This is a genomic window from Phyllobacterium bourgognense (assembly GCF_003337575.1).
In the GTDB taxonomy this organism is placed as follows: Bacteria; Pseudomonadota; Alphaproteobacteria; order Rhizobiales; family Rhizobiaceae; genus Phyllobacterium; species Phyllobacterium bourgognense.
The window spans coordinates 40,026-51,365 of record NZ_QPJM01000012.1 but is presented as its reverse complement, the minus strand read 5'-3'; the positions used below and the strand labels follow the sequence as shown (position 1 = coordinate 51,365).

At 58.3% G+C, this 11,340-nt stretch carries 9 protein-coding genes; 3 read left to right on the top strand and 6 right to left on the bottom strand.

Features of this window, described 5'->3' with window-relative positions:
- The first annotated feature begins 162 nt into the window (after nt 1–162).
- A complete protein-coding gene (locus C7476_RS28265; protein WP_181872516.1) occupies nt 163–324 on the top strand; it encodes a hypothetical protein in 162 nt (53 codons plus the stop codon).
- 162 nt (nt 325–486) lie between these two features.
- On the opposite strand, the gene C7476_RS19025 is transcribed toward C7476_RS28265, so the two are convergent.
- The 5 genes from C7476_RS19025 to pgi form a co-directional block, all read right to left on the bottom strand.
- Nucleotides 487–2,487 (bottom strand): PhoX family protein, encoded by a 2,001-nt coding sequence (locus C7476_RS19025; protein WP_114431451.1) that lies wholly within the window; start codon nt 2,485–2,487, stop codon nt 487–489.
- Between the two features lie 108 nt (nt 2,488–2,595).
- Nucleotides 2,596–3,585, bottom strand: a complete 990-nt coding sequence (locus tag C7476_RS19020) for a threonine/serine dehydratase family protein (protein WP_114431450.1) — start codon at nt 3,583–3,585, stop codon at nt 2,596–2,598.
- Between the two features lie 108 nt (nt 3,586–3,693).
- Nucleotides 3,694–4,425 carry an HAD family hydrolase gene (locus C7476_RS19015; protein WP_114431449.1) on the bottom strand — a complete coding sequence of 244 codons (732 nt, stop codon included), beginning with the start codon at nt 4,423–4,425 and terminating at the stop codon, nt 3,694–3,696.
- Complete coding sequence (locus tag C7476_RS19010; protein ID WP_114431448.1) at nt 4,425–5,477, bottom strand: M14 family metallopeptidase; 1,053 nt, start codon at nt 5,475–5,477, stop codon at nt 4,425–4,427. Before C7476_RS19010 ends, C7476_RS19015 begins: the two co-directional genes overlap by 1 nt.
- Nucleotides 5,478–5,511: 34 nt before the next feature.
- Nucleotides 5,512–7,164 (bottom strand): glucose-6-phosphate isomerase, encoded by a 1,653-nt coding sequence (pgi, locus tag C7476_RS19005; RefSeq protein ID WP_114431447.1) that lies wholly within the window; start codon nt 7,162–7,164, stop codon nt 5,512–5,514.
- Nucleotides 7,165–7,362: 198 nt separating this feature from the next.
- On the opposite strand from pgi, the gene C7476_RS19000 reads away from it, so the two are divergent.
- Both C7476_RS19000 and C7476_RS18995 read left to right on the top strand, forming a co-directional pair.
- Nucleotides 7,363–7,806: an SRPBCC family protein gene (locus tag C7476_RS19000; protein ID WP_114431446.1), complete on the top strand. Its 444-nt coding sequence runs from the start codon at nt 7,363–7,365 to the stop codon at nt 7,804–7,806.
- Between the two features lie 112 nt (nt 7,807–7,918).
- On the top strand, nt 7,919–9,532 hold the full coding sequence (locus tag C7476_RS18995; protein ID WP_114431445.1) for a GMC family oxidoreductase: 1,614 nt from the start codon (nt 7,919–7,921) through the stop codon (nt 9,530–9,532).
- A 141-nt stretch (nt 9,533–9,673) separates the two neighbouring features.
- Here the strand turns inward: C7476_RS18995 and C7476_RS18990 are convergent, their stop codons facing one another.
- Nucleotides 9,674–11,308 (bottom strand): Na+/H+ antiporter, encoded by a 1,635-nt coding sequence (locus C7476_RS18990; protein WP_114431444.1) that lies wholly within the window; start codon nt 11,306–11,308, stop codon nt 9,674–9,676.
- Nucleotides 11,309–11,340 lie beyond the last annotated feature (32 nt).

The following is an 11,340-nucleotide window of genomic DNA, read 5'->3' as shown; positions in this document are numbered from 1 at the left end:
ATGAATTGTATTTTGGCGCTTTTGTAACCAGTACTCCGATTGCTTGTCCGATTTTTATAATTACGAATCGATCACATACCTCCCATGCGGATATTGCACTGCACAATAACCACCTCTCCGCCTATTCTGTGCCTGTTAAACAACGCCACCAGGAAACAGGCCATGAGCTTTCTGATTGATTTCGCCATCCGCCGCCGCGCCAATGACAGTGCCTACCGCGAGGCGCTTGCCATGCTGCAGGGCATGAGCGCGCGGGATCGCGCCGATATCGGCATCAAGCAGGCGGATTTCGCCCGCATCGCGCGCGAGATGTCGCGCCGCTGATTCCGGACTTGTGCGACGGCTGCCTGCTCAGACTATCTGAGAGCGCGTCTCTCTCCGATGATCAAGCCATCCCTCCGTTATCCTCGGGCTAGACCCGAGGATCGTGGAGCGGATGAGGGTCCGGCTGGATGATAGATCATCCCCGGGAGCAACCAACAGTACTCAAACGCCGATCTTGCCACCGCCCTTTTTGGTGATGGCGAGGACAGAGGGGCGAACCGGCATATTGTCCTTGAAGTCCGGCCAGCGGGTGGACAGGTCCTCATAATAGGATGGGCGGCCGAAGGGCTTCCAATCCTCGCCGCCATCGCCCGGATGCTGGACGGCAACCATGAAGGTCGCCATATCCGGCAGCATGAGCGGGCCGCACATTTCCGCACCGACCGGCACGCGGAAGAACAGTTTCGACGTGCCGCGCGCGGGGCCGTCCGTATCCACGGCCCAGATGCCATCGGTGCGGCCGGTTTCTTTCGGTGAATTGCCATCGGTTGACACCCAAAGGCGGCCTTCCGCATCGACAGCGCAATTGTCCGGCATGCCGAACCAGCCATTCTTGGTCGTATCGGTAGAGAAGGATGCGCCTACATCGGCAACCGATGGATCACCGCATTTCAAGAGGATTTCCCACTTGCCCTTGGCGGCGGCGAAATTGCCGTCTTCCTCGGCAATCTCGACTATATGGCCGAAGGCGTTTTTGGCGCGCGGATTGACGGCATCAACCTGATCGTCCTTGCGCTTGGTGTTGTTGGTCAGCATCACATAGACCTTGCCATTGACCCCGTTCGGGCCAATGTCTTCGGGGCGATCCATCTTCGTCGCTCCAAGCAGATCGCCGGCACGGCGGGTTTCGATCAACACGTCTGCCTGGCTGGCAAAGCCATTGGCTTCTGTCAGCGGCCCTTGGCCGAAGACGACCGGCAGCCAGTTGATGGTGCCGTCGACATCGAATTTGGCAACGTAAAGCGTGCCATCATCCAGAAGATCCATATTGGCGGCGCGGTCGTCCGGATTGAATTTTCCGGTGGTGACGAATTTATAGACATAATCGAAGCGTTCATCATCGCCGAGATAGAATACGACACGGCCGTCCTTGGCGACGATGGAATCGGCGCCCTCATGCTTGAACCGGCCCATGGCAGTGCGCTTCTTGGGAATGGAATTGGGATCGTTCACATCGATCTCGACCACCCAGCCAAAGCGGTTAGCCTCGTTCGGATCCTTCGACAGATCGAAGCGATCATGGAAGTTGCCCCAGTCGTAGACGCCTTCAGGAATGCCCATGCGCTTGTAATTGGCGGCTTCCTTGCTGCCCTCCGGCAGTTTTCCGGTGAAATAGCCATGGATATTTTCTTCACCCGAGACATAGGTGCCCCAGGGCGTAACACCACCCGAGCAATTATTGATCATGCCGAACACCTTTTTGCCGGACGAATCGGCATTGGTCTTGACACGATCGTGCCCGGCAACCGGGCCGGACAATTGCATTTCCGTGTTGGCAGTGATGCGGCGGTTGAGCTTGCCGTCCTTGACGACCTGCCACTTGCCATCGGTCTTTTTGATTTCGACAATAGTGCCGCCATGGGCGGCCATTTCGATGTCGACACGCTTCTGGTCAGCCGGCGCGATCTCGATCTTGGCGTCGCCTTTGTCATCCTTGACGACTTTGACGATACCCGGGAACATCAGATGTTCATTGGTATATTCGTGATTGACGACGAGCAGGCCGTGCTCGGAAGAACCGTCGATCGGAATATAACCGACATAGTCATTATTGTAGCCGAACTGCTTGGCCTGGCTTTCCGGTGTCTGGTTCAGCGGATCGAACTCGGGCGAATCTGCAAAAATGCCATCACCCCAGCGCAACAGGACATCCGCGTCATACCCGGCGGCGACATGGTGCGTCTCATCGATGCCGACCTCGACCTCCTCAAAAGTGAAAGCCGACTTGCTCTCGCCGGCGCGTGCATCGTCGGCCATCATCAGCGCCATGGGGCTGACAGTAGCGGCGATGGCGGATACGGCGAGAGAGCCCTTGAGAAAACCCCGCCGCGAGAAGCGCGCGGCAATGAGTTCGCCCATAGTGGCATTGTCGGTCGGGTTGTGGCCCGGACCGTCATTCTCCTCGAGCTGGCTGGTGCGGAATGGCTGAGACTGGTCGTTCATGGCGCTTACCTCTGGCTATCTGGCTGGGTCCTCAACGTCTCTTAAACGTATCTCCCCGCTATGATGCCAGAGTAACAATATGATGACAGACGCGCGTATATCACGCCTCTAAGCTGCCGCGATGAATTCGCCATAGAGGTCGAGATCGACATTGCCGCCGGATAGGACGACAGCAACTGTCTTGCCCTCGATATCGACTTCGCCGCTTGCCAAAGCCGCAAGCCCGACGCAGCCGCCGGGTTCGACAATCAATTTCAGGTAATTCGCTGCATCGCGCATCGCCGCCTTCACGGCGTCATCGGTGACCGCAATGGCGCCGGCGAGATTGCGCTTGTTGACCGGGAAGGTGAGATTGCCCGGTTGCGGCGTCAGGATCGCATCGCAGATCGAACGATGACCGGGTTCATTGGCAACCGGCTGCCCCGCGATGAGCGAACGGCGCAGATCATCGAAGTTCTCCGGCTCGACGCCCCAGATGCGCGTTCCAGGAGAACCAGCCTTCACCGCCACGGAAATGCCGCTGATAAGGCCGCCGCCGCCGGTCGGTACGAACAATTCGTCGAGTGTGAGCCCCCGCTCATTGGCCTCGGCCACAAGTTCAAGACCGATCGTTCCCTGCCCCGCCATGATGGATGGATCGTCATAGGGCGGTACAAGGATCATGCCACGCTCCTCGATATAGGGTGCGGCGACTTCATCGCGCGTTTGGTTGTAGCGATCGTAAAACACGACTTCCGCGCCATAGGAACGCGTGTTTGCAACCTTTGTCTGCGGGGCGTCAAGCGGCATGATGATGGTGGCATGAATGCCGAATAGCTTGGCTGAGCTGGCAACGCCCTGAGCGTGATTGCCCGAGGAATAGGCGATGATACCGCGCCCGTGTTCGTCGTCGGTGAACTGGCTGATGCGGTTATAAGCGCCGCGGAATTTGAACGAGCCCGTGCGTTGCAGACATTCGGGCTTGAACAGGATACGCGCCTTGTACTTCGCATTCAGGGCTTCGGATTCTACAAGCCGCGTCGACACGATCTGGCCCTTGAGCCTCGCTGCGGCGGCCTCGACGTCACCTATATCAATCGCCAAACCCTGACTGTCCATGCTGTCCTCGCTTTAGGTCTTACAATGCGAAGGATTGATAGCACCGCGATCCGTAACAGGCACTCAAATCATTGTCATCATAGCAATCGGAGGTGGCGGTGCTCTAGATTAAGATTGAGCACGCTTTTCCAGAAACCGCGGCAATTCGGCGATGGAACCCAGGATGGCATCGCTGAGATGCGCGAGGTCATCCAGCGTGCTGTTGCCAGACAGTACGCCGATGGCAAGGCCGGCGCCGGCTGCATGGGCCATCTCCAGATCGTGGGCGTTGTCGCCGACCATGGCGATAGAATTTGGCTCGAGGCCCGTCTTGGCCGCAAACAAATGCAGCTGGTCCGCATGCGGCTTGGCGCGCGCCACGGAATCATAACCGATAATCACGCTGAACAATGCAGTCAGGCCGAGCGCTTCCGCCGTTGCTCGGGCGCCGGCTTCCGAGTCGTTGGTCGCGATGCCAAGGACAAACCCTTGTGCCACCAGCGCTTCCAGCGTCACGTGCAACCCTTCGATGCCGATGGCACGGCGCGAACCTTCTTGCACGGCATAGGCGTTGTAAGCCGTGATGCGCTCACGCTTTTCTTCTATTGTCAATTCGGGATGCCACAGATCGACAATGTCGTTGACCGTTCCCGCGGCGATGACCGAGCCGCCCCGAAACTTTTCCATCTCCCAATCATAGCCGCCAGCTTCGACAAGGGCCCGCGCCCGTGCCGCATCACCATCGGCTGCCTTGTGCGCCAGTTCCATGGTGATTCCGAACCAGGTGCGGTTGAAATCGACGAGCGTACCATCCTTGTCGAAGAGGATGCCCCGTATGGCAGTGGAACGGGCCGTTGGCATCAGGCCTCCAGCGAGCCTGGCCGGGCGCTTTCCGAACGCTTGCCGCCGAGGAGTTTCAATAGGTTATCGCCGCGACGGGTATAGCGGTGGCTGCGGCGCGTGAGTATCCGTCCTGCCTGCGGTGCGGTCAGCGTGATATTGCCGCTTGGATCACCCGGGACAGTCACGATCGTCACGAGCTTGGCGCCGGCTTCGACCTCATCACCGATATCGACGTGGAACAGGATCATCCCGCCCTGCGGCGCACGGATCATCTCGACATTTTCGAGTGGCGTCACCGGGCCATTGAAATCGACCTTCAGCTTGACGCTGTCGTCGATGATCACCCCGCGATGGACCAGGAACCTGTACAGGCCATCGGCGTCGTGTTTGCCGGTTTCGATATCGACATCGTTCAGGCCGCGAAACTCGACAGTGGTGACCGCGCGGGCCTTTCGCTCTTGCTCGGACAGATGCAAGGCCGGATGCGCACACGCCTCCTCGAAGGCGGCATCGGCGGTGCTATCCCATGAAAGAATGGCCGTTGAGCCGAGCGCGGCAGCGAGATCGTACATTTCCGGCAGGAAAGCCTGATGGATATAGAGATAGCTTTCGCTCTCGTCGTCACAGTGCAGGTCGAGCACGATTTCATGCGGTAACGCCAAGCGCAGGAGCTGCGCCTTCAACCGTTCTGCCAGGGACTTCGGTGCATCGACGGCCGGAAGCTCGGCGGTGTCGAACGATGCGAGCAGAGGGAAAGAACGGTTGAAATTGACGCCGGAAAAATAGTCGAAACGGCCAAGATGCTCATGCGCCTGCCATTGCGCCGAGCCGATCGGATTGGCCTGCGGAACGACGGTGATATTGCCAGCGACGCGGCCTTCGCTCTCGGCCTTTTCAAGCATAGGAATGAGGAAATGCAATGCGGCCTGGCCCGGCAATTCCGAACCATGTAGCGACGACTGCAGATAGGCGCTGACGGCTCCGTTGTTCCCGCCCTCAAAGCGCAGGACGCGCAGTTCAATGCTGTTGCCCGGCACATCGCCGGGCATTTTGATCATTTCCGTCTTCATCATTCTTTTCCGATTATTTCGTGTGACTTTAGCTCTATTTGTCCCGGCGCTTGCGCAGGTGCGCGACAAGCCCTTGCGTGGAAGCGTCCTTGTCCTTGGGCTTTACCTTACCCGAGACCACCGGCAGGAGTTCCGTCGCGAGTTCCTTCCCAAGCTCGACGCCCCACTGATCGAAGGCGTTTATGCCGTAAAGCTGTGCCTCGACGAACACGCGGTGCTCGTAAAGGGCAATCAGACGGCCGAGCGTATAGGGGTCAAGAAGGTCATGGATGATGGTGATCGACGGTCGGTTGCCAGTGAAAACCCTGTGCGGCGCAATGCGGTTCACCTCGGATTTGGGCAGGTTCTTTGCCGCGAGTTGCGCCTTGGCTTCGTCCAGTGTGCGGCCGCGCATGAGCGCCTCGGATTGGGCGAGGCAATTTGCGAGCAGCATTTCGTGCTGGTTGTCGAGATGCGGCTCATGACCTTTGGCCGCAACGATGAACTCCACAGGAATTGTGTCTGTGCCCTGATGCAGAAGCTGGAAGAACGCGTGCTGGCCGTTTGTTCCGGGCTCACCCCAGACGACGGGTCCAGTCGGCCCGGTAACCGGCTTGCCATCGATCGTAACGCCCTTGCCGTTCGATTCCATGTCGAGTTGCTGCAAATATGCAGGCAAACGAGCCAACCGCTGATCGTAAGGGATTACGGCGCGGCTGGTATAGCCCGAAATGGCGCGGTGCCAGTAGCCGATCAGGCCCAGCATCATCGGCAGGTTTTTCTTCAGCGGGGTTTTGCGGAAGTGCTCGTCCATGGCATGGGCGCCATCGAGGAAGCGGCCGAAATTTTCCGGACCGATGGCGATCATCAGCGGGAGACCGATCGCCGACCAGATGGAATAGCGGCCGCCAACCCAATCCCAGAAACCGAAAATACGGTCTGCAGGGATACCAAAGGCGTCGACCTTGTCGAGCGCAGTGGAAACAGCGGCGAAGTGCTTGCCGACGGCCTTCTCGCCCAGCGCGTCGGCGATCCATTTGCGAGCTGCCTTGGCGTTGGTCATGGTCTCGATGGTGGTGAAGGTTTTCGAGGCGATGATGATCAGGGTCGTCGCCGGATCGAGACCGGCAAGCGTATCGGCAATATGCGCGCCATCGATATTGGAGACGAAATGCGCTTTAGGGCCATCATGGTACGGCGACATGGCCAGTGTGGCCATAGCCGGGCCGAGATCGGAACCGCCGATGCCTATATTGACAATGTCAGTGATCGGCTTGTTCTTCGCGCCCTTGATTTCGCCGGAGCGCAGACCGTTGGCGAAGGCCGCCATGCGATCGAGCACCTCCTTTACGCCGGGCATGACATCTTCGCCATCGACCTTGATGGGTTTGCCGGAGCGGTTGCGCAGGGCTATGTGCAAGACTGCCCGGCCCTCCGTATTGTTGATTGGTTTGCCGGCAAACATTGCATCGCGGCGTTCTTCGACCTTGGCAACCTTGGCCAGATCGCCAAGCAGCGACAGTGCTTCGTCGTCTACAAGGCATTTCGACCAGTCGAGGAGCAAATCGTCCAACTGAAGCGAATAGCGGGAGAAGCGCTTCGGGTCACTGGCAAAGGTTGCGCGCATATCTTTCGGCGCGCCCTTTTTCCAATGTGCTTTCAATGCCAACACCTGCCGCTTGAGGCCGTTCGCTTGTTCTGACGCCATATCTGTCTCCTGAAATCACGCTTGATGGTGGGCAAACTGCCACCGGAATGGTTTTAGTTCAATCAACCGGAAGAAGAATCTCGGCCTTTCCATAATACGGCAAGTCTGTGCTGCAAATGCTGGCGGAACTGCGGCGCTTCTAACGCTTCTATTTGCCAGAATATTGTTCTAGCTTCGTGACAGCAGGGAGGGCTGAGCATGGACTTGACCGGAGAAGAACGAATTGCCGCATCGCGCGATACCGTCTGGAAAGCACTGAACGATCCGGAAATATTAAGGGCGTGCATACCCGGATGCGAAAGCCTTGAAAAAATCTCGGATACGGAGCTCGAAGCCACCGTCGGCGTCAAGATGGGACCAGTGAAGGCGCGCTTCAGCGGCAAGGTTGAGCTGACCAATCTAAACCCGCCGTCTTCCTATACGATCTCCGGCGAAGGCAAGGGCGGGGTAGCCGGATTTGCCAAGGGCGGAGCCGATGTGACCTTGACTGACGAGGGCGCCGAAACCGTGCTGGCCTATGTGGTCAACGCAGATGTCGGTGGCAAGATTGCCCAACTCGGCAGCCGGTTGATTGCCTCGACTTCCAAAAAACTTGCCACGCAGTTTTTCGAGAACTTCAACGCAGCGGTGAGCGGGACATAGGAAAGGATCATCTGTCGCAATTTCCATAAGCCATGGCGGAAAGCCGTTTGGGTTTACGGAGTCGAAGCCGGATATCCTGACGCGTGCAATAACGCATTTGGAAATGGCATGCATGTGCTCCTTTGATTTCATCATCGTCGGATCAGGATCGGCCGGATCGGTTGTCGCGGAGCGACTTTCAACAAACGGACGACATTCCGTGCTGGTGCTGGAAGCTGGCGGCTCGGATCGGCGCTTCTTCGTGACCATGCCGCTCGGTTATGGCAAGACGTTTTACGACAAATCCGTCAACTGGATGTACCGCGCGGAACCTGATCCTGGCCTTGATGGCAATACCGACTACTGGCCGCGCGGCAAAGTGCTCGGCGGATCGAGTTCGATCAATGCCATGGTCTATGTTCGCGGCGCACCCGAAGACTTTGACCAATGGCGCGACAGCGGCAATCCGGGCTGGGGCTACGCCGATGTTCTTCCGGTATTTCGCTCGCTTGAGGATCATGACGGGACAGTACAGAGCCTTGGCAGAGGCGGGCCGCTCCATGTCACCGATTGCTCAAGACTGTTTCACCCGCTTGCCAACCAGCTGATCAAGGCGGCGCAGGAAGCCGGACTTGCCTATAACCCCGATTTCAATGGCGCGCGCCAGGAAGGCGTCGGGCCGTTTCAATTGACGACGAAAGGCGGAAGACGGATGTCCGCGGCACGGGCTTTCTTGCGACCTGCGATGAAGCGGCCCAATGTAACCGTCATCACACAAGCCATGGTGACGCGCATACTTTTCGATGGAAAACGCGCCTCTGGCGTCGAATTCATCCGGAATGGCAAGAGCGAGACTGTAATGGCTGCCCGCGAAGTCATACTTTGCGGCGGCACGATCAATACACCGCAGCTCCTGGAGCTGTCAGGTATCGGCGATGCCACGCGTCTGCGAGATCTTGGCATCCCGGTGGTGCACGACAACCCCCAGGTCGGCGAGAACCTGTCGGACCATCTCGGCATCAACTATACGTACCGGGCCAATGTTCCCTCGCTCAACCAGGTGTTGCGGCCATGGTGGGGAAAAGCGCTCGCGGGCCTGGAATATTTGCTGCTGCGGAGCGGGCCCCTTTCAATCAGCATGAACCAGGGCGGCGGCTTTTTTCGCAGCGATCCGTCACGCAAGCGCGCCAACATGCAGCTCTACTTTCAGGCTTTTTCAACGCTGGTCCCCAAGAATGGCGAACGACCAATCCTTACACCCGACCCATGGCCGGGCTTTTCCATCGGGCTTTCCAACTGTCGTCCGACAAGCACCGGTTCGATCCACATTCGCTCAAGCAACCCGATGGAGCAGCCGCGCATCGTACCGAACGCGTTTTCCACTGACCATGACGTGGCAGAGATGCTCGACGCGGTGAAATTCCTGCGCAAGATCGCCGCAACGCCGACAATGTCCAAGCTGATCGTGGAGGAATTGCTGCCGGGTCCAGCCTGCCAGCGTGATGAAGAATTGATCACGGATTTCCGGCGGCGCAGCGGCACGGTCTACCATCCCGTTTCCACCTGCCGCATGGGCCCGGATCCAGCACAATCGGTGGTCGATCCGCGTTTGCGGGTTCACGGCGTGGAGAGACTACGCATCATCGACTGCTCGGTATTTCCCAATATCATTTCCGGCAATACCAACGCCGCCGCCATGATGGTCGGTGCCAAGGGAGCGGAACTTGTGCTGGAGGATCAGAAGTAGTGCCGCCCTTACCCTCCCCCTTGTGGGGAGGGAGGCTGCGCAGCAGCAGGGAGGGGTTCTTTGCAACACACCGATTGCACGCAGGAGTGATCAAAAAATAAAAGAAAGACCCCTCCCCGCAAGGGGGAGGGCAAAAAGCGCTCAGCTGTATCTTGCTTCCAGCAGATCGATATCGCGCACCATTTTACTGGCGATGGTGCTTTCCAGCCGCCGCGCCCGCACCAGACGATAGATTTCCTGCCGCTCTGCCTTCAGCGCGGTAATGTGCAGCTGTTTTCCGATTTCCTCGCTTCGTGCTGCCTGTTCGCGTTCCTCACCAAGGTGCATGCGCCCGTCGATGCGCTTGCGATAAAGCTCCATGATCTGCGTGGCCACATCGGTGAAAGCATCGGCGTCGGCACGGCCGGATGCGAGTTCGTGTTGGGCCTTTTCGATGGCCATGATCGCGGCTTCCGCGGCGGCAATACGGGCGTAGTCCTCCTCCCGCTGGTGGGAATCTTCTATCGGCAGGTCGATATTCTTAAGCACGCGCGGAAGACAAATGCTTGCCATGATGAGGGACAGTATGATGACGCCTGCCGCCAGGAATATCACGAGATCACGGGCGGGAAACAAGCTCCCATCATTGAGGAAAAACGGTAGCGTCAGGATACCGGCCAAGGTGATGGCACCACGAACCCCGGCAAAGGACATGGCAGCGACGAGCTGCAAACTTGGCCTCACGCCGGGCTGTCCACTTTTGGAAGACTGCCGGAAGGCGACGCGCCACGAGACCCAGACCCATGCAAAGCGAAGCGCAACCAGCGACGCATAAATAATCACCACGTAGACCGGCAACCACCAGTAACTCGCCCTCCCCACGTGATGGACGTTGTCGATCGCACCTGAAAATATGCCCGGAAGCTGCTCGCCCAGAAGCACGAAAATGGCGCCGTTGGCAGCAAATTGTGCCGTGTCCCAGACGGCGGTGCGTCTTACCCTTGTCAGAGCCAGAGACTGGCCGGTGTTCTCGGCGTAGCTCATTGTGATGCCAGCGGCGACGGCTGCAAGAATGCCGGAGGCATGTACATGCTCTGCCAGAAGATAGGCACCGAAGGGGATGAGCAGGCTGATAAGGATTTGCGAGCCGCTTTCTTCACCAAGATGCCGGGTCAGGAACGCCTTGCCCCTAGTGACGCCAAGGGTGACACCGACACCGATTACAATTCCGGCAAAAGCGAGCCAGAGGAATGTCAGGAACGCTGCCTGCAACGAAAAAGCACCGGTAAGCATGGCGGCAACTGCAAAGCGCATGCAAACGAGGCCCGACGCATCGTTCAGCAGCGATTCGCCTTCGAGAATATGCATCATGCGTGAGGGAATTGGCACGCGTGCCGCAATGGCGGAAACGGCGATCGGGTCGGTCGGCGAAAGGATTGCGGCAAGCGCAAAGGCGACTGGCAACGGCACGGACGGGATCATCCAATGGACGAAGAAGCCCACACCGATGACAGTAAAAATAACCAGCCCAAGCGCCATTTCGAGAATGATGCCCTTGTCGCGGAAGAGACCTTCCTTGGGGATGCGCCAGCCATCAAGGAACAGCAGAGGCGGCAGGAACAGCAGAAAGAAGATGTCGGGATCAAGCTGGACGCGAATATTCGTGACCGAAGCGATCGCCGCTCCGAGACCGATCTGCACCAGCGGCAGCGGTACTGGAAGGGGGAGGACCCGGATGATGGAATCGCTGACCACCACGGCCAGGAGCATCAGCAGGACAATGGTTATTGTTTCCACGGAGAATCCAGTTTTTATCGGGAACAGGATGG